Source organism: Candidatus Pyrohabitans sp., from assembly GCF_054014795.1.
This window is the reverse complement of the sequence record NZ_JBPMGE010000094.1, coordinates 1-25,651: the sequence shown is the minus strand read 5'-3', so window position 1 is coordinate 25,651 and position 25,651 is coordinate 1. Positions and strand designations below refer to the sequence as shown.

General features: G+C 51.5%; 25 protein-coding genes and 1 pseudogene. 12 read left to right on the top strand and 14 right to left on the bottom strand.

All coding sequences use genetic code 11. The features are described 5' to 3' along the window. Positions 1-8: 8 nt before the first annotated feature. From ACXJJW_RS10210 to ACXJJW_RS10180, 7 genes are all read left to right on the top strand, one after another. The gene (locus ACXJJW_RS10210) at positions 9-1,949 is read left to right on the top strand and encodes an ammonia-forming cytochrome c nitrite reductase subunit c552 (protein ID WP_456475642.1); all 1,941 of its coding nucleotides are present in this window, start codon (positions 9-11) and stop codon (positions 1,947-1,949) included. A gap of 251 nt (positions 1,950-2,200) precedes the next feature. Beyond that, a complete protein-coding gene (gene glyA, locus ACXJJW_RS10205) occupies positions 2,201-3,481 on the top strand; it encodes a serine hydroxymethyltransferase (protein WP_456475641.1) in 1,281 nt (426 codons plus the stop codon). Positions 3,482-3,637: 156 nt separating this feature from the next. Beyond that, complete coding sequence (locus tag ACXJJW_RS10200; protein ID WP_456475640.1) at positions 3,638-4,477, top strand: coiled-coil protein; 840 nt, start codon at positions 3,638-3,640, stop codon at positions 4,475-4,477. Between the two features lie 41 nt (positions 4,478-4,518). Beyond that, a complete protein-coding gene (locus ACXJJW_RS10195; RefSeq protein WP_456475639.1) occupies positions 4,519-5,592 on the top strand; it encodes a DUF373 family protein in 1,074 nt (357 codons plus the stop codon). A 21-nt stretch (positions 5,593-5,613) separates the two neighbouring features. Beyond that, complete coding sequence (gene mtnP, locus ACXJJW_RS10190; RefSeq protein WP_456475638.1) at positions 5,614-6,393, top strand: S-methyl-5'-thioadenosine phosphorylase; 780 nt, start codon at positions 5,614-5,616, stop codon at positions 6,391-6,393. Positions 6,394-6,496: 103 nt separating this feature from the next. Further along, the gene (locus ACXJJW_RS10185) at positions 6,497-6,760 is read left to right on the top strand and encodes an AbrB/MazE/SpoVT family DNA-binding domain-containing protein (RefSeq protein WP_456475637.1); all 264 of its coding nucleotides are present in this window, start codon (positions 6,497-6,499) and stop codon (positions 6,758-6,760) included. Beyond that, positions 6,757-7,209 (top strand): putative toxin-antitoxin system toxin component, PIN family, encoded by a 453-nt coding sequence (locus ACXJJW_RS10180; RefSeq protein WP_456475636.1) that lies wholly within the window; start codon positions 6,757-6,759, stop codon positions 7,207-7,209. The genes ACXJJW_RS10185 and ACXJJW_RS10180 overlap by 4 nt, the downstream gene beginning before the upstream one ends. A 24-nt stretch (positions 7,210-7,233) precedes the next feature. Here the strand turns inward: ACXJJW_RS10180 and ACXJJW_RS10175 are convergent, their stop codons facing one another. Both ACXJJW_RS10175 and ACXJJW_RS10170 read right to left on the bottom strand, forming a co-directional pair. Next, complete coding sequence (locus ACXJJW_RS10175) at positions 7,234-8,154, bottom strand: branched-chain amino acid ABC transporter permease (protein ID WP_456475635.1); 921 nt, start codon at positions 8,152-8,154, stop codon at positions 7,234-7,236. Continuing rightward, a complete protein-coding gene (locus ACXJJW_RS10170; protein ID WP_456475634.1) occupies positions 8,151-9,029 on the bottom strand; it encodes a branched-chain amino acid ABC transporter permease in 879 nt (292 codons plus the stop codon). The genes ACXJJW_RS10175 and ACXJJW_RS10170 overlap by 4 nt, the downstream gene beginning before the upstream one ends. Before the next feature lie 125 nt (positions 9,030-9,154). Here ACXJJW_RS10170 and ACXJJW_RS10165 point away from each other — a divergent pair, with 125 nt between their 5' ends. Continuing rightward, positions 9,155-9,574 carry an EamA family transporter gene (locus ACXJJW_RS10165; protein ID WP_456475633.1) on the top strand — a complete coding sequence of 140 codons (420 nt, stop codon included), beginning with the start codon at positions 9,155-9,157 and terminating at the stop codon, positions 9,572-9,574. 235 nt (positions 9,575-9,809) lie between these two features. Beyond that, entirely contained in the window at positions 9,810-11,075 is a 1,266-nt protein-coding gene (gene cbpB, locus ACXJJW_RS10160; protein ID WP_456475632.1) for a peptide-modifying radical SAM enzyme CbpB, read from the top strand. Here cbpB and truA read toward each other — a convergent pair. Beyond that, positions 11,065-11,847 carry a tRNA pseudouridine(38-40) synthase TruA gene (gene truA, locus ACXJJW_RS10155; protein ID WP_456475631.1) on the bottom strand — a complete coding sequence of 261 codons (783 nt, stop codon included), beginning with the start codon at positions 11,845-11,847 and terminating at the stop codon, positions 11,065-11,067. The two genes, cbpB and truA, sit on opposite strands and share 11 nt — an antisense overlap. Before the next feature lie 44 nt (positions 11,848-11,891). On the opposite strand from truA, the gene ilvA reads away from it, so the two are divergent. Beyond that, complete coding sequence (gene ilvA / locus ACXJJW_RS10150) at positions 11,892-13,097, top strand: threonine ammonia-lyase (RefSeq protein WP_456475630.1); 1,206 nt, start codon at positions 11,892-11,894, stop codon at positions 13,095-13,097. On the opposite strand, the gene hisS is transcribed toward ilvA, so the two are convergent. Further along, positions 13,075-14,370, bottom strand: a complete 1,296-nt coding sequence (gene hisS, locus ACXJJW_RS10145; RefSeq protein ID WP_456475629.1) for a histidine--tRNA ligase — start codon at positions 14,368-14,370, stop codon at positions 13,075-13,077. The genes ilvA and hisS overlap by 23 nt on opposite strands. A gap of 49 nt (positions 14,371-14,419) precedes the next feature. Further along, positions 14,420-14,905, bottom strand: coding sequence for an SAM-dependent methyltransferase (locus ACXJJW_RS10140; protein WP_456475628.1), 486 nt, complete (start codon positions 14,903-14,905; stop codon positions 14,420-14,422). Positions 14,906-14,965: 60 nt separating this feature from the next. Between ACXJJW_RS10140 and ACXJJW_RS10135 the strand changes: the two genes are divergently transcribed. Further along, positions 14,966-15,472, top strand: coding sequence for a YkgJ family cysteine cluster protein (locus ACXJJW_RS10135; RefSeq protein WP_456475627.1), 507 nt, complete (start codon positions 14,966-14,968; stop codon positions 15,470-15,472). Here the strand turns inward: ACXJJW_RS10135 and ACXJJW_RS10130 are convergent. From ACXJJW_RS10130 to cdhC, 9 genes are all read right to left on the bottom strand, one after another. After that, positions 15,467-16,252, bottom strand: coding sequence for a hypothetical protein (locus ACXJJW_RS10130; protein ID WP_456475626.1), 786 nt, complete (start codon positions 16,250-16,252; stop codon positions 15,467-15,469). The two genes, ACXJJW_RS10135 and ACXJJW_RS10130, sit on opposite strands and share 6 nt — an antisense overlap. Next, positions 16,236-17,630 (bottom strand): Eco57I restriction-modification methylase domain-containing protein, encoded by a 1,395-nt coding sequence (locus ACXJJW_RS10125; RefSeq protein ID WP_456475625.1) that lies wholly within the window; start codon positions 17,628-17,630, stop codon positions 16,236-16,238. Before ACXJJW_RS10125 ends, ACXJJW_RS10130 begins: the two co-directional genes overlap by 17 nt. A gap of 402 nt (positions 17,631-18,032) precedes the next feature. After that, on the bottom strand, positions 18,033-18,992 hold the full coding sequence (locus ACXJJW_RS11435) for a putative toxin-antitoxin system toxin component, PIN family (RefSeq protein WP_503417201.1): 960 nt from the start codon (positions 18,990-18,992) through the stop codon (positions 18,033-18,035). After that, positions 18,959-19,288: a hypothetical protein gene (locus ACXJJW_RS10110; RefSeq protein ID WP_456475624.1), complete on the bottom strand. Its 330-nt coding sequence runs from the start codon at positions 19,286-19,288 to the stop codon at positions 18,959-18,961. Before ACXJJW_RS10110 ends, ACXJJW_RS11435 begins: the two co-directional genes overlap by 34 nt. Continuing rightward, positions 19,264-20,676 carry an acetyl-CoA decarbonylase/synthase complex subunit gamma gene (acsC, locus tag ACXJJW_RS10105; protein ID WP_456475623.1) on the bottom strand — a complete coding sequence of 471 codons (1,413 nt, stop codon included), beginning with the start codon at positions 20,674-20,676 and terminating at the stop codon, positions 19,264-19,266. Before acsC ends, ACXJJW_RS10110 begins: the two co-directional genes overlap by 25 nt. A gap of 20 nt (positions 20,677-20,696) precedes the next feature. Further along, the gene (locus ACXJJW_RS10100; RefSeq protein WP_456475622.1) at positions 20,697-21,167 is read right to left on the bottom strand and encodes a (Fe-S)-binding protein; all 471 of its coding nucleotides are present in this window, start codon (positions 21,165-21,167) and stop codon (positions 20,697-20,699) included. 3 nt (positions 21,168-21,170) lie between these two features. Next, complete coding sequence (cdhD, locus tag ACXJJW_RS10095) at positions 21,171-22,343, bottom strand: CO dehydrogenase/acetyl-CoA synthase subunit delta (protein WP_456475621.1); 1,173 nt, start codon at positions 22,341-22,343, stop codon at positions 21,171-21,173. 4 nt (positions 22,344-22,347) lie between these two features. Next, positions 22,348-23,097, bottom strand: a complete 750-nt coding sequence (locus ACXJJW_RS10090) for an ATP-binding protein (RefSeq protein ID WP_456475620.1) — start codon at positions 23,095-23,097, stop codon at positions 22,348-22,350. Further along, positions 23,094-24,470 carry a CO dehydrogenase/CO-methylating acetyl-CoA synthase complex subunit beta gene (cdhC, locus tag ACXJJW_RS10085; protein WP_456475619.1) on the bottom strand — a complete coding sequence of 459 codons (1,377 nt, stop codon included), beginning with the start codon at positions 24,468-24,470 and terminating at the stop codon, positions 23,094-23,096. Before cdhC ends, ACXJJW_RS10090 begins: the two co-directional genes overlap by 4 nt. 247 nt (positions 24,471-24,717) lie before the next feature. Here cdhC and ACXJJW_RS10080 point away from each other — a divergent pair. Continuing rightward, positions 24,718-25,629, top strand: a pseudogene (locus ACXJJW_RS10080) (transcription initiation factor IIB); the annotation flags it as partial. Positions 25,630-25,651: the final 22 nt, after the last annotated feature.

The following is a 25,651-nucleotide window of genomic DNA, read 5'->3' as shown; positions in this document are numbered from 1 at the left end:
TTACAAAAATGAGGTGTGTTTTAAAATATGGCATGGCTGCGTTTGCTCTGCTGGTGGGTATAGTTTTACTCGGCGGCGGTGCAAGCGCAGAGGAATTTAAGGGTCAGTGCAAAACCTGCCACAGTGATGTATATGGTTTCCTTCAGGAGGGCGAGCACACTGCGCTTGACTGTAGCACCTGTCATGGCGACAGTTCAGAGCAGCTTCAAAAACATATGTCCAGCCCGAAAAAAACAAAGCCCAGTGTTAAGCCACTTGAAGAGGGACCAAAGTTCTGTGGTCAGTGCCACCAGAAGTACTACGAGCAGTACATACAGGTGAACTGGAAGTCGACACCCAAAGTGGAGAAGGGTACTCCCGTGGGCAGAGCGCCCGCCTTCGACCTACTCCTGCACCGCTATGGCTTTGTTTTTGAGCACGCAGAGCCCAGGAGCCACATCTTCATGCTGCTGGACCACGTGATTGTGGACAGGGGCTACAAGGGCAGATTCAGACTCCAGGACTACAGGCTCTTTGCTCCGCCTGAGGACTGGGACGGCAACATCCAGAGGCTGATAGTGGACTCCGGTAAAAACTACGAGAATGCGCCCTGGAAGGGCAAGCAGGACGTTGCGGGTATTAAGCCCTGGACTTTCGGTGCAGGTAATAGAGTTTGCCTGAACTGCAAGACAACCGACTATATTGTGGGCTGGGAAACAATATCCAAGGGTGGCAACACCACCGGCTATGCGAAGTTCGTGAGAGCTGGCAACGATGTGGCGGCTGAGGACATAGCGAAGGGCACAATAAAGTACTCCCTAAATTGTGTGCAGTGCCACGACCCGCACTTTGCAAAGATGCGCGTAGTGAGGGATGCGCTGATAGAGTCGGTAAAGGAGCGCGGCCCATTCCCGTACGACGAGGAGAAGAATGAGAAGGCCAATAAGAAGCTCAAAGTAGTCGCCTATCCGGCAGTTAAGAACAACTACAGAGAAGTAATAGTGTGGGACACCGAGGAGAAGGACCCGAAGCTTAACTGGCTAACCTGTGCCCAATGCCACGTGGACTACGAGTGCAATCCGGTAACGGATATAAAGACCGATAAGAAGCTAAAGTTCAGTGACCCGAGAACAAACGTATTTACCTGGCGGAACATCGACGATGGCTATAAGTTCTATACAAAGGAGCTCGGAATCTATACATTCAGGCATGGAATCTCCAAGGCGAGGTTGATAAAGATACAGCATCCAGAGGTTGAAGTATGGTGGGAGAGCAAGCACGAGAAGGCTGGAGTAACCTGCATAGACTGCCATATGCCGGAGCAGGACGGGATTAAGCTCCACTCGCCAATAAGCCCGCAGGACATAAGCATGGACAAAACCTGCCTGAAGTGCCATGCCAACTGGAACGAAGAACAGGCAAACTACGTTGTAGAGGCGATTCAAGAGTACTCGAAGGGCAAGATGAGAGATGCGGAGTTCCATCTCTCAAGGCTTGTTGAGACCATAGCCTTTGCAGACAAGCTTGGCGTAGAGCAGGCCAAGCTTGAAGAGGCGAGAGAGCTCCACAGCCAGGCGCACATGAACTGGGAGTGGTGGACTGCCGAGAACAGTGACGGATTTCACGACCCAGACGAAGCTTGGCTCACTCTGGGCAAAGCTTCCAGACTTGCGGAACAGGGTTGGAAGATGATGGATGAGGAGATAAAGAAGAAGCTTGCAGAGATCGCCGCAAGGTCCCCAGAGACAGGCGCGACGCTGAGTGAGGAGTACATGAAGCTTTCCAGAAAGTACGAGGTACTGAGTCAACAGGTGGCAGAACTTGAGTCTGAGGTAGAGATGGCCACGAAGGAGGCAGAAGAGGCAAAGAGTGCTGCGAAGGGAGCCAAAGGTGTGTGTGGTCCCACTGCAATAGCAGCTATAGCGCTGTTGCCACTGGCTGCATACAGAGCACTGAGGAGGAAGCTTTAAGCTTCCTACCATTTTTATTTTTTTGGGTTCGCTTTTTTTTATGAAGTGGTTAGGGAGATATACTGCAGGAATATTGATAGCTACTTGAAGTGAATACTGGAATGAGTGAGGTATCGGAATCTACGAGATGAGATGTAGGGATATTTTTGAGCTGTGTTTACATTTATAAACCTCGAAGGTATACTCATGACAGCCTTTTCAATCGTTACAGAATTAATAATGAGAGAGTTGGATTTAGTGGTGGTATCTCAATGAGCAATCGCGAGCAGGCATTTAAGGTAAGGGACATCCTTAAGGAACATCACCGCTGGTTTAGCGAGAACCTTCCGTTGATAGCGAGTGAGAATGTTACCTCGCTGCTTGTGCGTGAGGTATGCGCCAGCGACTTCTCCCATCGCTACGCCGAGGGAGAGGCGGGAAGGCGTTTTTACCAGGGGTGCAAGTACATCGATGAGGTTGAGTTTCTCGCAATAGAGCTTGCCCAGAAGCTGTTCAATGCGCACTACGTAAATGTGCAGCCAACTTCGGGTACAGTTGCCAACCTTGCGTGTTTCTTTGCGCTGGCGAAGGCGGGAGATACCATGATGGCACTTCAGGTACCGCACGGTGGACATATATCGCACGCCGAACTCAGCGCCGCAGGGGTGCGCGGATTGAAGGTTAAGAGCTTTCCGTTTGATGTGCAGGAGATGAACATAGACGTGGACAAAGCTGCGGAGAAGATTCGCAAGGTTGAGCCAAAGCTGCTTCTCTTCGGTGCAAGTATATTCTTATTCCCCCATCCGGTGCGTGAGCTCAGCGAAGTTGCACGAGAGGTGGGGGCTACGGTGATGTACGACGGTGCGCATGTGCTCGGCTTGATCGCTGGCGGGCAGTTCCAGCAGCCCCTGGAAGAGGGTGCTGATGTGGTCTCTGCCTCCAGGCACAAGACCTTTCCGGGACCACAGGGGGGTGTAATTCTCGCAAGGGAGGGCTATGCCAAGAAGCTCACCCGTGCAGTTTTCCCTGGCTTGGTGTCCAACCACCACCTTCACCACATGGCCGGCTTTGCGGTGGCCCTTGCAGAAATGCTTGAATTCGGCGAAGCTTATGCAAGGCAGGTGGTAAAAAATTCAAAAGCGCTTGCTCAGGCGTTGAGCGAGGAGGGTTTCGATGTGCTCTGTGAGCACAGGGGCTTTACAGAGTCGCATCAGGTGGTCATCGACGTGGCGAAGCACGGCGGCGGTACCCGGGTTGCAGAGGACCTGGAGAAGGCGAACATTATCCTGAACAAAAACCTCCTGCCCTGGGACGATATAAACAGGAGTGCCAACCCCAGTGGAATAAGGATAGGAACGCAGGAGATAACAAGGCTGGGGATGAAGGAGAGCGAGATGCGCACCATAGCCGAGCTCATTGCAAGGGTCGCTATCAGAGGCGAAAGCACCGAAAAAGTTAAAAAGGACGTTGCAGAATTGAGGAGAGAATTTAACCAAGTGCACTACAGCTTCGATGGTATGAAGAAAGCTTATGAGTATATTGAATTCTTTTAGAAATATTATGATGTGAAAAACATGGATATAGGAAAAGGGTGTACTGCATTCGCAGCTGCGGGCGTATTGCTCGCCTTATCGCCTGGAAAGGCATATCATCTTTACAAAGGTTAAGTTTACCCCCTATATCGCCAATTAGCTAGTGGAGAGTCTGCTATGGATGTGAAGTTGGAAGAGCTCACAGTGAAGCGCGATGAACTTGAAGTTGAGATACGGCGGATGAAGCATGATGTGTCCACAAAGCGCAAGCGTCTGCGCGAGCTGAACAAGCGCAAGCGTGACATCATAGAGGCGATAAAGAAGAAGAATACCGAAGCCAACAAGGCAAGAGAGAAGCGGGACAAGTTAAACGCGGAGATAAAAAAGCTCAAGGCACAGCGCGAAGAAGCCAACGCCGAGGTAAAGAAGATTCTGGATGAGTATAAGCAGGCTAAGGAGCGTGCTCCCAGGGGCGACTTCAAGGGGCTCCAGCGGGAGAAGAACCGCCTGGAGTGGAAGCTTCAGACGAGCGTCCTGGAGATTAAGAAGGAGGATGAGCTTGTAAAGCGTGTCGCCGAGATTGAGAAGGAGCTTGCCAACTACAAGGAGCTTATTGAAATTTCAAAGAGGCTGGAAAAGAAGCGCAAGGCGTCAAAGAAGATTCATGAGAAGATTATAAAGCTGAGTGACGAGTCACAGAAGTACCACGAGGCCTTTGTGGCGGCTGTGGAAAAGATAAAGGAGCTGGAGCAGAAGATAGATGAGATAAACAAGGAAAAGATGGCGCTTACCCAGGAGCTGGACAAACTCAATGCCGAGCTGGATGAGAAGGTACCAAAGCTCAAGGAACTTGAGAAGGAGATTGTGGAGCTGGAAACTGGCCTTGAGCTGCTGCACCGCGAGAAGAGTGAGAAGGAGCTGCGCGAGGAGGCGAAGGCAATATACGAGCGCTTCAAGCGCGGAGAGAAGCTCGACCTGGAGGACATATACCTGCTGAGAAGATTCAACCTCGTATAAACTGCGTATCTACGGTAGCAGGAGGTGATAGGAACCCGCTGGTGGTTCCTATAACGGTTATGGAAACAAGGCGAATATACGTAATCTGCGTTGACCGCGACGCGGATATCACCCGCAAGACCGGGGAGAAGGGTCCCATCGTCGGCCGAGAGGAAAACCTGCGTGTGGCGGTAAAGCTGGGTTTAGAGGACCCCACGGAGAGCGACACAAACACCATATTCGAGGCGGTGAGGCTGTATGACTTCTACCGCGAGCAGGGTCGCGACGTCAGGGTTGCCACGCTGGTGGGGGATGAGAATGTCGGCGTTGTGAGCGACGAGACGCTCTCAGAGCAGCTGGATAAAATCCTCGCCGATTTTTCTCCTGATGGTGTTGTTCTCGTGACCGACGGTGCCGAGGATGAGCATATTTTGCCCATAGTTGAATCCCGCGCCAAGGTTATCTCACTCAGCAGGGTGATTGTGAAGCAGAGCGAAAAGCTGGAGAGCACCTACTATCTGCTTCTGGACTTCATGAAGGGCATAGCCAATGACCCCAAGCTATCGCGCATAATAATAGGGCTGCCGGGCATAGCACTGGTGCTGTACATGCTTCTGGGTCCACACAGCTGGCGCCTTATAGGCGGCGTGCTGGGAGTGTTTCTTATAATAAAGGGGTTCGACCTTGAGGGGATAATTTCGCGCAGCTTTGAGGAGTTCAAGACATCCTTCATAGCTGGCAAACTGTCCTTCTTTACATACCTTGTTGCTGTGATTCTCACCATCCTGGGCGCCTTCGTAGGCTGGCGTGAAGTTGAAGCCCACGGGTATGTGAACCTTGCAGAAGGCATACCCGACTTTATTGTCGCCTCTATAGACTTCTTTATGTTCGCCGCGCTCATTGCCCTTGGAGGTAAGAGCATCGACGCTCTGCTTGAGGAGGAGAATGTGAGCACCTACATGGTTCTCATGGTCTTCGTCATAGCACTTCGCCTGATTCTCGACTCGATGGCACTTTACATGCGGGGAAAAATTGCCAACGAGATGTTCGCGCTCTCACTCACCCTCGGTCTGGTACTCACAATGGTGGCCTTCCTTGGAATACGTGGCAGAAGGAAGAAGCCAACGAAGGCTTAGCCTTTCAGGAGAGCATGCTCTATGCAGCGTATAGCTATTATAGGCGGCACGGGGATATACGACCCCAAGGTTTTCAGAGAGCAGGAGAGAAGGGTCTTAGAAACACCCTACGGCAAAGCTTCGCCTGCGTTTCTAGGCGAGCTCAGTGGGAGGAGCGTGGTTTTTATGCCCCGGCATGGGGTAAAGCATGAACTTCCCCCGCACAGGGTTAACTACCGTGCCAATATCTATGCGCTGAAGCAGCTGGGCGTAACGCGTGTAATAGCCACAAACTCTGTGGGGGGGATTAGCCCGAGGCTTGCCCCGGGTAATGTGGTGGTGCCCCACGACTTCATAGATTTCACACGCTCGCGCAGCTCCACCTTCTACGATAGCGAGGCGGTGCATGTGGATATGACCCTGCCCTACTGCCCCGAGATGCGCTCAGCTATTATAGAGGCCGCAAAGGGTACACTGGGCGAGGTGGAAGAGCGCGGGGCGTATGCAGCGACAGAGGGACCGCGCTTTGAGACGCCCGCGGAGATACGCATGCTCTCTAGGCTTGGATGTGATATTGTGGGGATGACGGGCATGCCGGAGGTGGTGCTCGCCAGGGAGCTGGAGATGTGCTATGCCAGCGTATGCACAGTCACCAACTACGCCGCGGGCATAAAGCAGGAGAAGCTCACCGCCACCGAGGTTATCGAGGTGGTGAAGCAAAATGAGGAGAAGCTCAAGAGGCTGATACTGGAGGCGGTGAAGCTCATTCCCGAAGAGCGCAGATGCCCCTGCGCCCACGCCCTTGAGGAGGCGAGGGTTTAGAATTTTAATTTTTAACAGAGTCGAAATTATCTGATATTTTATGTTGTTACGATGCCAATTTAGATAATGTAAGAAATGTAAGACAGTTTGGAGGGTGAGGAAGATGGAAGTAGAAGTCATAAAAGTAAGCTCCAAGGGGCAGGTTGTTATCCCTGCAAGCATCAGAAAAATGATGCATATAAAACCTTCAGACAAATTTCTGGTTTATGGGAAGGGTGATACCATACTATTTAAGAAAATAGAAAAAACAGCCCTTGAGAGAACCTTTATGGAGATCGCAGAGCCCATCCATGAGGAGATTAGAAAAGCAGGCTTAAAAGAGGAAGACCTGGAAGAGATAATAAGAAGGATTAGGGCTAAAAAATGAAGATTGTCCTTGATACAAATGTGGTGGTTTCAGGTTTCCTCTGGAGGGGGAAACCATCTGAAATCCTGGAGAGGATTGACTCCGAAGAAGCCCAGCTTTTACTTTCAGTTGAAATCTTAGAAGAGGTTGAGAGAGTCCTAGAAGACCAGAAGCTGAAGTCTATAATTGAAAGTTCTGGGCAGAATGTGAAGGTGATAATGAACAAGTTGTATTCTATGGCAAAAATAATCAACCCCCAGATTAAGCTGAACGCAGTTCAGGCTGACCCAGCAGATAACAAGGTAATTGAGTGTGCAGTAGAAGGTAAAGCAGATTATATTGTATCAGGTGATAGACATCTGTTAAATCTGCAAGATTATAAAGGGATAAGGATTGTAAAAGCTTCTGAAATGGCTGAAATCTTGAAACAGCAAAACCAGGATGAAAATTTGAAGGAAATGCGATATTGATTCAAAGTACCAATAAAACAATTACTACCTCCACCTGTCGAAGACGCTGGCCAGACCTCTGGGCATAAATATGACCACCGCCACCAGGAGGAGGCCGATAATCACAAAGCGCTCAAAGTGGAGGCCCAGATTCTTGAGCCCTTCCCATAGCAGTGTTATCGCCACTGTGCCCAGTATGGGCCCCTCAAGCGTCGCCAATCCGCCAGCTATTGCATAAATCACCGGCCAGAAGGATGTGTGCACACTGTATATCTCGGGCGTTATGTACGCGAAGCTGTGCGTCTGGAGTGCTCCGGCCAGGCCTGCGAGGTAGGTGCTTATCAGGAAGGCTATAAGCTTATACTTTGTGGTGTTTACCCCGAGAATCTTGGCTTCGAGCTCATTCTCCCTTATTGCCGAGAAGGCAATGCCAAGCCTGGAGCGCATTATGAAGTATATGAGAAGGGTGGTGGCTATAGCCAGGAGGAGCATGAAGTAGTACTCGTAGAGGTACCGGTGCTCTAGGGTGGCACTGAAGAAGCGCCTCGCCGGCATACCGTCCACACCTCCAAACAGCGAGGTGAACTGATTGAGGAAGATGGTGCCTATTATTATTGAGAAGCCAAAGGTTACCATTGCTAAGAACCACTCCCGCAGGCGCACACATATTATTCCGACGAAGACGCCAACAAGGGCGGCAAATACTGCGCCGATGAAGATTGCCAGGAAGGGCGATGCTCCAAACTTCCCTGCCAGCAGCGCCGAGGCGTAGCCGCCGATGCCGAAGAAGGCCGCGTGGCCTAAAGAAGCCTGCCCTGAATAGGCGAGGAGATTCCAGGCGTGGGTGTAGATTATGAAGATTATTAGTATGATGAGAACCCTCATGAGGTAGGGACTCTCGCCCACCATCAGTGGCAGGAGCAGGGCAATTGCAAGTGCCACTAGCCAGAGGAGCTTCAGCCTCATTCCTCTCCCTCTCCGAATATACCGTGAGGCCTGAGTATCAGCACTGCGATGAGTATCAGGAAGGAAATCGCATCCTTCCAGTAGTTGCCGAACAGGTAGCCGCCTGCATTCTCTGCGATGCCGTAGATGAGTCCGCCCACTATTGCGCCGGGAATACTACCCAGGCCTCCGAGAATTATTATCGCAAAGGCCTTAATCGCAGGGAGGGAACCAGTGTAGGGGTTGAAGAGCTGGCCGCTTATTGCCCAAAGTGAACCTGCGGCGGCGGCTAGGGCTACGCCAAGGCCAAAGCTGAGCATGTCGATGCGCTCAACATTTACTCCCATGAGCATCGCCGCCTTCCTGTTCTGGCTTGTGGCACGCATAGCCCTGCCCAGGCTGGTTTTCTTTAGGAACAGATGGAGTCCCAGCAGAATTACAGCGGTGAAGAACACCAGGATGATGTAGTCAAAGGGGAGGTTGATGCCGCCCAGGGGTATGGTTTTCGCAGAGTAGGGGCTGCGCATGCTCCTGAAGTCGTCGCCCCAGAGAAACGCCACGCCGTTCTGGAGTATGTATATTAAACCCAGGCTGACGAATATCTCATTCAGCTTACCAGTGCCAAGGATTGGACGAAAGGCGAGGCGCTCCACACCTATGCCAACTATGCCGAGCAGTAGCATTGAGGGTATAATTGCAATGTAGGGATTGATTCCCAGAAGGGTAACCACCCAGAAGGTTATGTAGGAGCCCAGCATGAGAAACTCGCCATGGGCAAAGTTCACAACCTTCATAACACCGAAGATGAGGGTTAAGCCTGTGGCAAGGAGCATGTATATGCATCCTGCGTAGATGCCCCAGAAAAGCACCTGCACCACTATGCCAGCCTCTACCATGGCACCACATTTTGTGAATGATAGGCGGAGCTTAAAAATTTTCCTGTAAAAGGGGGGTGAAAGCCCTCGCAGGATACTTTTATTCTGAAGGAATATCTTACAACGTTAGCCTAGCCTTCTGAGCCATGAAACTCGAGATTTCAATATTGGGGGCCATGATAGTCATCCTGTGGGGAACCTGGGGGTTTCTTTACAAGTATGGTGTGGACAGGCTTGGCCTCTTTCGCGCTCTTTTTGTAACAAATGTGGTTTATATGCTCACCAATATCGCCGTCCTGGCATACCTCTACTCCAGGGGTATAGGCTTCACGGCGTCACAGCCTGCGGTATTTCTGTCTCTGGGTACACTAATCGGCGTCGCGGCCTCGCTGCTCTTTCTGTTTGCACTTGAAAGATATCCTGCCAGCATAGTTATACCCCTCACAGCGCTCTATCCCGCGGTGAGCGCCATACTTGCCATGCTCATCCTGGGGGAGAGGATTAAGGCGGTCAATGCCGCCGGCATAGTCCTTGCCATTGTGGCAGGCTACCTCCTCACGAGGTGAAGGCCTTCTCCTCAGTCAGGTAAACTTGATTCTCCGGTCAACGTTATTTGAGAAAAAGCTTAAATATAGCATGGTTGTCAAAATAGTGCGTATACCTTTTGAGGTGGGTTATTTGGAAGATGAAAGCATTGAAATCAGCTACAGGATGGAGTGCAGGTACAGGGGGGCTGGCTTAACCCACTATGTGATGCAGGGTGATGAGTCGCCCTTTTAATCTTCTTTTTTGGTGGTGATAATGTTCCAGAGCCTTACAATCGACGGGACGGAGTTCAAGCTAGACCCTGAGACGAATTTCTGGGGTGTTGGTGAGCAGAAGAAGCTGGAAGAGCTGTACTCCAGAGTGAGGGATGAGCTGATAGGGGAGATGAGGTCTCTGAGGTTCAGCAGAGAGATTATACTGCTCTACGTTAACCCCACCGACAGGTGCAATGCCTCGTGCCCCTACTGCTACCTGCCAAGGCATATAAAGTTGCGCGGGAGAAGCATGGACTACGCTGAGCTCTGCGCCGTCGTTGAGAAGGCAATTGAATTTTTTGAGGACAGAGGGCTTAAGGGCACCATGGTGTTTCATGGAAGCGAGCCCCTGATGAACAGGGAGAATATATTCAGGGTGATTGAGGAGTATCAGGGCAGGCTTAACTTCGGAATTCAGACGAATGGTTTGCTGCTAACAGAGGAGGATGCAGAGTTTATAAGGGAAAGAAAGGTGAACATAGGCATCTCCCTGGATTCTCCCTTGGAGGAGACCAATGACCTGCTGCGCGGGCGGGGGCACTACAGGAAGGTTCTCGAGGTACTGGAGTGGCTCTCCGGCTATAGAGGCCTGAATGTGGTGACCACCATAACAAAACACAACCAGAGACAGCTTGCCGATATGGTAAAATTCCTGCATGGGCGGAAGGTTTCGCTGTGCCTTATGAACCCCGTCAGGGGCACCCAGAAGGATTCTCTTACCCTCCGCCCGGAGCCGCACAGTTTGGCAGAGGATTTTATTAAGGCTGTTGATACAGCGATTGAGCTTACAAAGCAGGGGCAGAGAATTGTGGTGGGCGACTTTGCCAACCTTCTGCTCGGCATAATCGCTCCGGGCGCCAGGGTGCTCATGTGCGACATCTCGCCCTGCGGCGCTGGCAGGAGGTTCTTCTCAGTCGCAGCAGACGGTACCTGCTACCCCTGCGGTGAGTTTATAGGTATGCAGGAGTTCGCAGGAGGCGGCATATTCGACAATACTATTGAGGACATCTCAAGCTCAGAGGGCTTCAAACAGGTAGCGAAGCGTGCGGTTGAGGAAATCGAAGAGTGCAACCTCTGCCTCTTCAGAAACATCTGCGGCGCCCCCTGCCCTGCGGAGGTATACTCCACTCAGGGGAGCATGTACAGCAAGAGCTACTACTGCGATTTCTACCGCCCTGTGATAGAGCATGCCTTCAGGGTGATTCTCCGGGGCGATACCTGGCATGTGCTCCGCAGGACTGCGCTGAGGGAGAAGTTCAGCATTTGAGCTCCTGGTACATGGCCCTTGCAAGCGCAGCCTTTGCGTAGAGCGACGAGAACCTCTCCCTGAGCAGCGCCACAAGCTGCCTCACTGTGTACTCTTCGTGCTCAAACTCAAATTCATAGGCAACCTCCCACAGTACGAGAAACTCAGGCGGTGCCGCTGAAAAAGTGCGCTCCACCCCCGGGTGTAGAGCCTCCTCAAGCACCTCGAGGCTGAGTTCACCCCTCCCCACCATCACCAGCGCACTCGTCAGCCTGCGCACCATCTCCCAGAGAAAGCTCTCCCCTTTAAAGGTCAGCACAATGACCTCACCGTTTTTGTCAGCAGAAACCCTGAGAAGCTTCCGCATGCAGTTTTTCCCCCTGGCGCGGGTGAAGTTGTGAAAGCTGTGCTCACCCTCAAGGAGGCGGCACGCCCGTCCTATCGCCTCAACATCAAAGCCCTCATCGTAGAGGAAGTACTTATAGGTTCTGTGGAGGGCTTTGTAGCGCGGGTGAAAACTTTCAGGCACCTCCCTTATTGCAAGCACCCTTATATCCCTGCTCAGCTGTGCATTCACCGCCCTGGGCTCGGGCTTTGTAGCGATTTCAAAGGCGAAGACGTTGCCCAGTGCACTCACCCCGCGGTCTGTTCTTCCGGCGCTCTTGAAGTTCCTCACCTCGCCAAAGGTGCTCAAAGCGCGGAGAAGCTCTCCCTCAACGGTGCGTTTCTCCGGCTGACGCTGAGAGCCGTAAAATGCCGTGCCATCGTAGTAAACCTTTGCCGCAAACCTCATAGTCTCACAGTAGGTTTATTTATCACTGGGTGATAATAAATCCTATGAGGGAGGTCACCTTTGAAGATATAATGCGTGCGGCTGAGGTTGTTAGAGGCAGGGTGCACCGCACGCCACTTGAGCGCTCCCGGACCTTCTCCGGGCTTACGCGAGGGGAGATTTACCTCAAAGCAGAGAACCTCCAGAAGACGGGTTCCTTCAAGCCCAGAGGCGCAATCAACAAAATCGCCTCTCTGAGCCAGGAGCAGCTGAATCAGGGGGTCATCGCCGCCTCCACAGGAAACCATGCCCAGGGTGTTGCCTACGCCGCATCGCTCTTTCGCGTGCGCTGCACCATAGTCATGCCGGAAAACACCAGCATATCCAAAATTCTGGCCACCCGTGGATATGGGGCTAGGGTCATTCTAAAGGGGAAGAGCTTCTCAGACGCCCTCAGGGAGGCGAAGAAGCTTGCCAGAGAGGAGGGGCTCTGCCTGATTCACGCCTTCGACGACCCCCACATTATCGCAGGGCAAGGCACTGTGGCGCTGGAAATCCTCGAAGACCTGCCCGGGGTGGAGCAGATCATCGTACCCATAGGCGGTGGAGGTCTGATCTCCGGCATGGCAATAGCTGCAAAGGGCATTAAAGAGGACGTTGGGGTAATAGGCGTTCAGGTGGAAGCTGCGGCTGCGATGAAGGCAAGTCTGGCGGTGGGAAAACCCACATCTGTGGAGCTTTCCGCAACCATCGCCGACGGTATAGCGATTAAAAGCCCTGGCAGACTCACCTTCAGGCTGGTTCAGCGCTATGTGGATGATGTGGTCACCGTCACCGAGGAGGAAATCGCCGAGGCGATGCTTCTCCTCCTAGAGAGGGCGAAGCTTGTGGCAGAGGGCGCAGGCGCCGCCTCACTGGCAGCCTGCCTTTCGGGCAGGGTGCACTGTAGAGGAAAGACCACAGCGGTGCTCATAAGCGGGGGAAACGTCGACCTGAATCTGATTTCCAGCGTAATAGAGAAGGGCATGGTAAGGCGGGGGAGGTACCTCCACCTCAGTGTGATTGTCAGGGACCTTCCCGGAGAACTCAGGGCACTGCTTGAGGTAATCGCCAAGAAAAGGGCGAATGTGGTTTCTATTGTCCACGACCGTCTGCAGCGCAACATCGCCCTGGGGGAGGTGAGGGTAGACCTTGTGGTTGAAACCTATGGCTCGGAGCATGCCGAGGAGATAACCCGGGCGCTGCTTGCTAGGGGTTACCGCCTGCTATAGCCGCGAGCACATCCTCAAGATCCTCGACATCAACCTCGCGCTGCTCCTTTGCTTGCATGTCTTTAAGGAGCACCTTACCCGCCTTAATTTCCTCCCCCACCAGGATGACGTAGGGTATGCCCCTCGCATCGGCATAGGCCAGGGCCTTTTTCACCTTCCTGCGCATAACCTCAAGCTCGCATGCATAGCTGCGCCTGAGCAGAGAGGCGACCTCTATCGCCCTGCTCAGGTACTCCTCCCCAAAGGGTATGACCATGAACAGCACCCTCTCGGTGTCAGGGAGATTTATCCCTTCCCTCTCAAGCGCAAGCAGAAGGCGGTCGAAGCCAAAGGCAAAACCGCTCGTAGCCACGGGCTTGCCCCCGAATACCTCCGCGAGGGAGTAGCTTCCCCCACCGCATATCTGCTTCTCTGCACCGAGCCTGGCGGCATATATCTCAAACACCATGCCGGTATAGTAGTCCAGCCCCCGTGCTATGCCCAGATTTAGGTGGTAGTTCTTCACCCCAAAGCTTTCGAGGGCATCCAGGATTTCCTCAAAGCTGCGAAGCTCCTTCAGCACTACCTCTCTCCCAGCAAGTAATGCCTCAGCGCGCTTGATTACCTCACCGCGCCTGCCATTAAGCTCAAGCACACCATAGATTACATCCCTCTCTCTTTGAGGGAGCTGAAGTCTGCCGAGTTCCTCCTGGAGCTGTGCCTCGTCACCCTTATCTATAACCCCCATTATGTGCGCCTGCTCCTCCTCGCCAACACCGTTCTCGGCCAGGATTTTTCTGAGTATACCGATGTTGCCTATGTGAAGCTCATAATCGCTGAGCCCAAGCTCCTTGAGCACCGCACTGGCGAGGGCGATAACTTCAGCCTGCGCCTCCGGCGTCGCTGAGCCTATTAGCTCCGCACCGGCCTGCCAGAACTCGCGGTATCTACCCGCCTGCGGGCGCTCATATCTGAAGCAGTTTCCAAAGTAGCACAAACGCAGAGGTTTCTGCTGATTCTGAAGCTCATTCACATACAGACGCATCACCGGTGCGGTTAGCTCAGGTCTAAGCGCCAGGTCGCGCCCGCCCTTGTCCTTAAAGTGGTACAGGTGCGCTATGATATCCTCACCAGACTTTGCGGTGATTAACTCAAGGTGCTCAAAGGTAGGGGTGGCAATTTCCTTGTAGCCGAATCTTGTAAACACCCCAAGTATCTTCTGCTCTACATAGCGTCGCGCTGCCATCTTTCCGGGAAGAAAATCCCTCGTACCTCTGGGTCTGGAGTACTTCATAATATCGCCTGGTATATTAACACCCGGTAGTTTTAAAAATTTATTCCCTTCAGAAACTCCTCCCCTTCTCAAACAGGTATATGCCGTTCCTGGCCCTTACAGGCATCCAGCCCATGAGCTTAAACTCCCGCGAAACAACTCTTGCTCCATGTTTTAGCTCCCTCTCAATCAGCGGCTTGAGTTCCTCCTGTACCCAGAGGGTGAGGTAGTAGGTTACCACATCGGCATTGGCTACGGCAACTTCGGGATCACCGCCCAGGTGAAGCCAGAAGCGCTGCTCAAAAATATTGCCCTGGAGGATTGTTATCCTGTCGCAGAGCCCGCGCTTCTCCACATCCTCCATTGCCCATTCCACAAGGCGGGAGCTCGCCTCTATGCCAAAGCATCTCGCCCCGAACTCCTCCGCTGCCACAATAAGTATCTCCCCGGTGCCACATCCCAGGTCATAGACCACATCACCCTCCTTTACGCCTGCGATGCGCAGCATCTCCCTAGCCCTGGTTTCGCTTGTGGGCACATAGTCGCAGGTTGCCATCAAAAGATACTTAGGGTACGGGGCTAAAATAAATTTTGGGGCTATTGGAAGGTGGCACACATGGAGGATGCAGTCCTCTACTCCCTTAGGGGTAAAACCCTAAGGTACATCCTGCCTCCGCCTGAGGAGCAGGAGGGTGAGGGAGACGCTGACCTGAGTGAGGTTGATGTCGCCGGTCTGGTTATAGCCGGCAGGTTCTTCAGGCTTGGCAAGAGAGTGGCGAGTCCTGAGAAGTGCAGGCGCTGTGGCAGGTGCTGCCTTACCCTGGGGAGGGCAATTAAAGCTTCACCTGGCGATTTAGAGCGCTGGATTCGCGAGGGCAGGGAGGATGTGCTCCTCTACCTAAAGCTGGAGGAGGATGGGGATGCTCTTGTTACCGATGGAACCCTTGAGATAGGCGACGAAAGCGGAAGGTGTGTATTTCTTATCAAGGACGGCAACGTGTATGCATGCGCCATCCACGAGACAAAGCCAGAGGTGTGCGCTGAGTACCCCCTCAATGTCGGAGGGGTGTGCAAGGGCGGTGTGGGGTGTGAGAGTTTAGTTATTTCTAACACTATACTATAGATGCCATCTAGCTAAGTAAGCTCTACAGATAAAATCCAACATATTTCGATACTCTTTATCAACATCAATCTCCAGAGAATTGGGACGGGGTATGTATGGGGGTTTTACGTTGTCGATATGCACAGGAACAAGCAAAACAAAATCAAATCCATTTTCATGAGTAAGTGCGGGTGCATTTCTGCGCGGGAGCTGCATAAAGTGCTCCATAGTCTTTCTGGGGTCATCTATTCGATTTTTACTGATAGTCCACTTAAACTCTTTCCAGAGTGATTCATCACCTGAGGACAATCTAGGTAAAATTTTATCTCTGAACTCATCCTCTTTTCCTCTAAAAATCTTCTTTACCTGATCTGCTACATTCAGATAACGAGGAGCTACACCAATAAGCACAGTAGCAACAATTATTGTCTCTTTCCTTACGCTATATATAGAATCAAGCAGTTTTTTCAAATCATCAAACCTTGCAGACCGATTCCTATGGGCAGTTATTACAGACTTATTTTCAACTACTATGCGTATTTTACTTAAGTCAGGACCTTCAGTCCCTTTTAGAGGCTCCCCAACAAGCAAATCTATTTTTCTTCCTCTATCGCCAGGTGCAGGAACATTAAACCAGTATTTAACTTTACCTGATTCTAAATCCCTTTTAAAAGGTTCACAGAGATTTTTCAAATCTCGCAAAATCCCCCTCGAAATAATATCAGAGTGTATCTGTTTCCTATGATTGTGATATCCCACACTCTTGATATTTTCAATTAATTCATCAAAGGGGGTTGGCATTTGCCATCACCTCTATAGCATCAACTCGTGGAGTTGTAAGGCTCTTCTTTAGCAGGTCTTCAGGTACAGGTATATTTTTTAGAATATGACTTTGTAAACGTAAAAATCCATTTGCTGCCCGCTGACAGTACGAAATGAGCCATTCTGAAACCTCTGGTGAGTTCAAGTATGAAGCAAGCTCGTGTAGTATGAGAGGGTCTTTTGGAACGATATAATAAACAGAATGTCTAGGAATGATTTCACCTGTTTCGTCCACAACGAAAAAAGGTTTTGATGTGATGTCCTTACACATTATTTTTGGACGAAGAATGTAGCGCATTGGTGGAGTCTCATGGAAAGCGTACCATGGCTTTCGGGCTACACAAGAGCGTGCTTTTAGCTTTCTGTAGTTATTTGGACGCCTCAAATATTCACCCAGTTTACCCAGCTTCTTCTCCGGTATTAGTCTACCATCCCTCGTATATGGAACGAGCATAGAATATTTTGGTTCTGGCATCTCACCTGGTCTTAATTCTTTGCCAGAAATTGTGGGATACGCAAACTTTTTGAGCCCTTCTTCCAGTTTTTTTGTCTCTACCACAAAGACGGAATCCGCACCAGTTGCAACCCCACAACTTATTCTAATACATATATCAGAAAGTTTGAGACCGTAACTCACCTCACCGCCACCAAATATAAGATGAGTCCATTGAGACCCGTCAATTGATAGTATGACATCTTTAACTACGTCGTCACGTGTAACAATTCTCGTAGTTCGACCGTCTCTTCTATTAACAACCGTGGTAATTGTAGGATATGCGACTATGCTCCCAAAACTCCTCTCATTGACCATGTGGATCTCTTCTACATAAAACTTCTTAAGCAACAGACGGAGAGGTTTAGCGGTATTTACGTACGTATATTTTTCGGGTGTTATTAAAACGAGTCTTCCATCAGGTTTAAGATGTCCAAGAGCTTTTTCAAAAAATAGGAGATACAAATCAAACCTCCCACTAGCAGTCTTATATAACCTCCTATATCGGGCTTTCTCCTCTCTAGATAGATTTGTGATAGGAACATATGGAGGATTACCTATAATGTAACCATACTTTTCATCCCATTTATATGTAAGAAAATCGCCTTCTATAATCTTAACTTCTATATAACTATCAAATTTTTTCTTAGCTTCTTGTACATGCTTAGGATTGAGCTCAATTCCCGTAATCTGTGGTATAGGTTTGTGGTATCTTCTGCACCAGCGTATAACACCTTCAATAAACGCACCTCTACCGCACCCTGGATCCAGCAGAGTACTACCCTCAACTGGAGGGGCGTCTCTGAAAAGTTTTTCAACCATAAGGTCAACGAGTTCTTTGGGGGTTTCTACAAATCCTTTCATCTGAAGTCACTATTTTAGTAATAACCATATCTCCAACAAATATTTTTTGTTCTTTATGATCTTAACAAATTCTATGGCACTGGTGATGCCAAGAATCCGAAGATACCTGTAAACATATAGCGGGAGTACCTCACCGTAAGATGATAATTTAGGTAGCTACGCTCGCACTCCACCTGTCGATAATCTTTTTCGCCAGCCCTGCTCCGGTGAACAGCTTGTTAGCATTAAATTTGAGCTTCCTTATTATGTCTGGGCTTCGCAATCAAAGCCTTAGCATTGGGCTATTCAACACTATCCACAAGCTCAGCAAGCTCTCCCTTCTCTTTAAGCAACCATTTCGTAAATTTTCCCAAAACCTCTTTTTTTATCTCTCTATACTTTCTTAGTCATATATTCAAAATATTACATTTTATTTAGGGCCTGCTGGAAGGCTGAGAAGAGCTCCTCATCGAAGGCTACGAGAATCACCCTCTCGGGAAGTGCTTCTCTGGCGAGGTGCGCCCTAATCTCCACCAGCATCGCCCTCGCTGCCTCATGCTTGGCGACGCCCCCCACGCCTGTGCCCATGCCAGGGAAGGCTACGCTCTTAAAGCCGTGTTCTGCTGCAGCGCGAAGCGCAGCACGTGTTGCCAGGCGCACCTCCTCCACACCTATCTTCTGCGCCGGCTCTGCCATTGTGCTGGCGTGAATCACCGCCTTCGCTTTAAGCCTGCCCGCCGTTGTCACGGTGGCGCTTCCCACGCTGATAGGAGCCTTCGCCATCGCCTCACGCTCTATCTCGCTGCCGCCCTTACGCTTAATCGCCAGCGCAACGCCGCCTCCCATTACCCCGTAGCTGTTGGACGGATTAACTATCGCCTCCGTCTCTATCTGGGTTATATCACCCTTTACAACGCTTATTCTGTCTTTGAGATTCATAAACATCTCAAATAACTCTTTCAAACTAATTGCATCATAATTTCCGGCATTTTTTAAAAGATTTTTGTCTTCCGTGAGTATCGGAATTTTCAACACCAAAGCTAATGCTACAAATGGGGTATCCTTTTCATCAAAATCTTTACAGATTGCGTACGCTTCATGAATTTTGGTAAGATATAATTTTTCAGGCTCAAACACAATCTTTGAAAGCAATTCTTCTTTAACCAGCTCAAGATTAGATCTGCTGACACCTCTCTCCTCAGCTTTATTTATGATTAATCTCCAGTATTTACCAAGTTCTTTAAGTAAATATTCCGGGGCATAAAGTTTAATTTTACCCGAAAGGATGATATCTCTGAGTCTCGAATTCTTTGGAATTAGGGCAGAGATAATAATGTTCGTGTCTACAACTACAGCCCCAATCTTTTCTTCTCCTCCCTCCATACATCCTCCCTCACCCTTTCAAGTTTTTTTAAATCCTCCTCGTCAACTGCTAATTTTCCCAAAGTCTCTTCTATGAGTTCTCTTCTCCTTTTTTCTATACTGATTATCCTTTCAATTTGCAACTTAATAAAATCTTCATCCACCCACTCGGGAACTCTAACCAAAATTTCCCTCATAAACTCACCGGTCCTGTTTTTTACATAATAGATAGACCTATAACATGCTTCATCGTTCTTTAAAAAGGGCATCGAGTAAAGGTGAACAGGAAAAACTAACCCTGTCCATTCGCCTTCCACTTCTCCTCAACAAATGCCGGGATTCGCGAAGAATCTATCGGACCCACGAGCACATTCCAGCCGGTAAGGTCCTCAATCTCGCCCGAGATGCGCGCCGCCATACCCGGGATTACGAGCTTGCGGTGCTTCACCTTCTTCGTGACGCCGCTCTCCTCAATTGCCTCCTTGACCAGGCTACCGGTTAGCTTCGCGCCAGCCATAGCAGGTTCGACGGCCAAGCCTTCGGTATCCACCACGAGGAGATAGCAGTCCACCTTCCCGGCCTCTATGTCAGAGGCAACTGTGTAGTAGGTGAGGGCAAAGTTTGTCGTGAGAAACACAGGCGAGTTCTCATCCGGTTTGCCAATCTCATAGAGCTTCGCATCCACCTGAATCGGCACCCTCGGGTCGGTGTAGATGTTCTGCCTCAGGGTGAGCAGAGGTAGCAGGGAGAACATCTCCATAGAGTGGAGCACCAGCAGGTCAGCGTAGCGCAGGAGCTGGGCGCTGGCTATGATACACTCCTGCATCGCAGCCTTGGCCGGCTCCTCGCCGTTAAGCCAGGCCACGAGGGGCACACCCATTATGGGGTAGCCCGCCAGCTTCTCTCTATTCTCGATAGCAAGCCTGCGAAGTATTGCCATGTTCTCAAGGCATGAGCCAAACTTCTCGCCCAGCGGGTAGGTGCCAACATCGAGCACAATGTCCTCCACACCCCTGCTGCGCAGCTTCGCCACGAGCTCGAATAAGCCCTGAATATCGCCCGGCGAATACGCCACGACAGGTGCATTGTGCTTGAGTGCGAGCTCAGCTACGGCATCGGCATTCTCTTTCGTTGCGGCGTATATGAGAGGTCTTCGCTCTATAGCTATCTCAAGCCCAACCTCCAGGTGCTCAGGGTCGAAGGAACACAGCATTAAAGGCATGTCCGAATTTTCAACCGCAGTTACCACAGCCTCGCCGAACTTCGCTACATCGCCGCTCTTTGCGCGAATTGCAATGCCATCGAGGCGGAGCTCCTGACCAACGCGCTCTATAGCAAACCTGCTGATCTTCGCCACCCTATCGGCTAGCTCATCTGCAGGCAGGTCGTCGCTCACGTCGATAAACAGAGCAGTGGGATTAAAGAAGGTCAGCTCATGGCGGTACATAACCTCTTCGCCGCCTATTGTGCAGGCGCGCTCGCCTTCGCCTACAACCACCTCCTTAACCGGGGGGGTTACCAGCTCTATCAGCTTCTCCAGCTTCTTCCTGTACTTCTCCTCCCTGAGCAGAGGAGCGCAGTCCTCGTACTTCTTGCTGCGCTCTATGAGCGCACTCGCAAAGGCCATGCAGGAGTCTTCGCCGCACTCCTTGCAGTTCAGACCGGGTAAATATCTGTATATCTCGAGGGGTGATACCTTAGCCATTTTTCATCGCCTCTCAATAATTACATAAACTCTATTGCCTTATACGGGCAGGAGTCCACACACACATTGCACGGGCGCGACTCACTGGCGTCTTCCTCAAAGCGCCTGCACGCCTTGACATTCACCACCTTTACCACTCCATCTTCTATTTTGAGCACCAGCTCTGAGCTGGCACTGCCCTTGCCTCCGCTTACCTCAAGGCTAACCGCCACGTTGGCAGGGCAGGCGTCAACGCAGTTCCCGCAGCCTGTGCACAGGTCCTCGTGAATCACAAACTTTGTGGTCGTCGCCGCAAGGGCCTTGCTGAGGAGCTCCTTCAGCTCAAGCTTCTGGCGCAGATAGCGCGGCTCATTTATCGTGGGGCACTCCTCCAGATAAGCCCTGCCGCTCACCAGCTTTACTGCAAAGGCCATGCAGCTTGCGTGGCCGCACTTCTTGCAGTTGGTGCGTGGCAGCAGTTTGTGAACTTCCAGCGGCGATATCTTTGTCATACCCTAGACCTTCAGCCACTCCTCGTACTTTATCTCCACGCCGGGGTAATCGCCGAATATGGAATCGATTATTTTCTTAATCGCCTGCATTGCGCTCGGATGAAGCATCATCATTATGTCCGCTCCAGCAAGCATCACCGTGAGAGAGTTTACAGTCTCCCAGAGGGGACCGCGGTACTCCCGGGGACCCCACTCAGGCACATTCATCCATGCCTCGCGCGCTGCCCAGGCATTGGTGACGCCGCAGCTCACAGGGAAGGCGAGTTCCTTCTCACCCTTTAGGGCGTTGCCCTTAATGCGTTCTATAATTGTGTAGGTGTACTCCAGACCATAGCCCAGTGCCGCTGTGGTGGGGTCCTGCACCATCCTGTTGCGGGGCAGGCCCTCCTCAAGGAGGAGCTTGTTCAGTGTCTTCTGATCGTTGATATCCAGAGAAACCCAGCTCAAAACGTTGTGGTTGTACTTAACCGCAGCCTCAACGATGCGCTTGTGGTCCAGGTCCAGATTGGCGCTCGCAAGCAGGCAGCGCTCATTCTCAGCCACCTCAGCAACCTTCTCGAAGAGCGGCGGGTCCTTCTCGGGGTTGCCAGAGCCGCCCACCACTATGGGCACATCTACCGCTTGGAGCACCTCCTCCACGGTTTTTGCCGCCTCCCTTATTGGAGTGTCCTTTACCTTAGGGTCGGTTGAGACCAAGTGAATTGTAACCAGGTCTGCCCCCCGCTTCACGGCCTCCCGTGCCCACTCGGCGGGTGAATCCCAGAAGTCGCCCCATGCCTCTCGCAGGGCCTTCGGGAACTGGGGCTGTGATATATCAAAGACATCAAAGCTCACCGCGGGCTTGTTCAACCAACCTCCCTCAAAGTGGTAGAGGGTGCGCTGCCCGCCTATCTTTATCACCTTACCCCTGCTTCCTCCTTCGCTTCTTGTGGCGCCAAGTGTGATCTCCTCCACTTGCCCGCGATACTCCTTAACAGGTTTCTCAAAGGTTATATCTGGCAAAGCCTCGAGCTTCTCAGGCGCCGCAGCCTGAGGGGCAAGCTGCTGCATCATGGGCATGAGCATTGCTTGCTTTGCCTTTATTACAAGCTCCTCCATGTCCAGCTTAACATTCTCCAGCTCTACGCTATCCGCATCAACCAGGCTTTTTAATACGTCCTCAAGGTTGAGTTTCATGCTCCTACCTCACTATCTTCTCTGCTATTTTTCGCACAGCCTCTAGCGCGGGGGTGTCAGGAGGAAGCTCTATCAGGGGCTTTCCCTCGTGGTCATAGCTCTTGACGTTCTCGTCCTCCGGCACAACGCCTATTACCTCCAGGCCTATCTCTCTCGCATAGTCCTCGAGTCTCTGCTTTGTCTCGGCGGTTGCGCGGTTTATAACCACGTATATGCTCTTAAATTTAATTTTCATCTCCTGTGCAAGCTCTTTAATCCTTGCGGCGGTGGTTATCCCCCGCTTGGAGGTGTCGGTGACCACCAGCATTACATCAACGTTCTGAGTGGTCCGTCGCGACAGGTGCTCAAGCCCTGCTTCTGTGTCTATCACCACGTAGTCGTAGTTTTTGGCGATTGTGTCGATTATCCCGCGGAGCACATGGTTGGCGGCGCAGTAGCAGCCCGCTCCCTCGGGGCGCCCCATGCTGAGCAGGTCAAAAGCTCTATCCTCGACGAGGGCACGCATCGCCTCGTACTCCAGCTGAGAATGCCAGCTCATCCCTGGCGACAGACTATCGCGCTTCTCAAGGAGCTCCTCGCGTATATCACCTATGGTGCGTTCCACCTCAACACCCAGCGCTTCGGGGAGATTCGAATCCGGGTCGCTGTCTATCGCCAGGATATCGTAAGCATTGCGTTCCGTCAGGGAGCGCACCAGCAGGCTTGCTATCACTGTCTTACCAGTGCCGCCCTTGCCCGAGACAGCGATTATCATTCCTTTCTCCTTATTATTACCTTTTCTGCATATATCTTTGCGTTCTTGAAGATGATTGTAATCTCGGTGGGTGAGCCGGCCCGGGGCATGACCTGCGCTGGCAGCGTCAGCTCCTGCATCGTGGCGACAGGCTGTGCCTCCTCTTCGCGTTCCTCTTCTTCCTCCTCTGCGAGGCGTTCGATTACAGGATGCTGCTTCTCCTTCAGGAACTCCTTCAGCGATTCGAGGTCCTGTGCCTCCTGCTCAGTAGCTATCTTGTCGTACAACTCCTCAGGTATGACATCGCGCATCCGCTCCTTGAGCTGAGAGGGTAGCCATACTATGCGCTGCCAGCCGCCGTCAGCCTGCAGAAACTTGGGGGAGCGCAGGTAGGCTATACCTATTCCCAGGAAGCCCTGGCTCTGCATACCTCCTCCTACCTGCCCTGCCATAGTGGAGAAGGGTATGCCGAAGGGGGTAACACCGTGAAAGTCTCTGTGTACAATGCCTATGCCGTCCACCTCAGGGATGTAAAAGGCTATGGCCTCAAAGCACCCGCAGGAGGTGTGGGGATAGTCGAAGAGGCTGTGAAGGTACACGCGTTCTATTGAACCGTTGCTCTTATCGCGTATCATCTCGTTTATTCCGGAGTACTCACCCCGTACCGGGTCTATAACCTCTCCCTTTGGAATCTCGAATAAAGGCCCATTCGGGTCGACCTTCACTGCCGCCCTGCCCTCAAACCAGGAAATTGCACCGCAACCAGAGGTTCTGCTTGGCGTGATTGCACAAACGTGTGTTGGAGCGAAGCCCTGACAGAGCAGGCAGCCGTAGAAAACGTCCACCTCTTCATCCTTGAGTGCCGCCGCCTTTGCATCGCGCCTCTCATAGACCTTCCTCGCTCTCGCAATGTGCTCATCCACGGCCTTCTCGTCGGTATAGAAGGTCACCTGCATCTTCTCTATAACATCAAACTCCGCCTTGTAAAGCTTTATAAGCGCCTCGCCAACGTGGTAGAGCTTTAGCCCCTTTTTCGCTGCATCCTTGCTGACCCTGCACCATATTATGTCACGGGAGTTGAGATGCATAAATCCCTGAACATAGTTGGAGAAGTCGTGAATCCTGCGCTCAAAAACGCCCTCAAGGTCCTCCTCCAGCGTCTTCCCTGCCACCTTGATAAATATGCCCAGAGGATAGCGCCCACCTTCCTCCATCGCATCTATATCCGGTCCAACAACCTCAACCTTGCCGTCTTCAACCTCATCCACAGGTGCAACCAGCAGTAGCTCCGCACCCCTGCTCTTAGGTCCGGCGAGGTCAACGTACATGTTGGACTTTCTTATCCTTTCGCCCTCATAGATCAGGCCCACATCAACAGGAATTTCTTCACCCATCGCATTGCACCTCTCGCATAAAGTTCATGATTTTTCATGATATATATCTTTTTTGGTAACATCTTACGAGGCATTTGCAATCCCCCAGTAGGAGGTTGAACTCTCAGGGCTTCTTAACAACATAAATCTATATTTATTTAACTCGGGAATTTCAGGAATTCAGGTTACATGTTAGAATCATCGACTATATCAGGCTTTTTTTGCAGGGAGCTGAAAACGCTCAAGGGTGGTGAATGAGATAAGCACAGGCGAAGATGTTGTGAAGTGCCCGGAGTGTGGAAGCACAGATCTGTATCACGACTATGAGAGGGCAGAGGTTATCTGCAACCAGTGCGGTCTGGTGATTGATGAGGACCTGGTGGATGAGGGACCTGAGTGGCGTGCCTTTGACAGCGAGCAGGCAGAGAAGCGCTCACGCACCGGGGCGCCCATGACGTATCTCATACACGACATGGGATTGAGCACGACGATAGACTGGCGCAACAAGGATTCTTCTGGCAGGGATATACCTTCGCAGCAGCGTGCCCAGCTCTACCGCATGCGCAAGTGGCAGCAGCGCATCCGCGTGAGCAACGCCAAGGAGCGCAACCTCACCATCGCGCTAACTGAGCTGAATAAAATCGCCTCAAAGCTCGACCTGCCCAAGAATGTGCGCGAGAGCGCTGCGGTGGTCTACCGCAAGGCTGTGGATAAGGGCTTGATACGCGGTCGCAGCATAGAAGGCGTGGTGGCAGCGTGCATATACATTGCCTGTCGCCGGTGCTCTGTGCCCCGCACTCTTGACGAGATAGCAGAGGCAAGCATGATGGACCGCAAGGAGATAGGGCGAATATACCGCTTCATACTCCGCGAACTGGGAATAAACCTCTCACCAACAACGCCCGTGGACTACATCCCTCGCTTCTGCTCTTCCCTCGGCCTATCCCGGGAGGTGCAGATGAAGGCGATGGACATACTGGGCAAGGCAATGAACCTGCAGCTAACCTCCGGGCGAGGTCCCACCGGCGTGAGTGCGGCTGCAATATACATAGCGAGTGTTCTCGTGGGCGAGCGCAGGACCCAGCAGGAGATAAGCGAGGTCGCCGGCGTAACCGAGGTCACAATACGCAACCGCTACAAGGAGATTGCAGAGAAGCTTGAGATTGAGATTACGATGTAGCAAGAATAAAACTCCAAAGCTT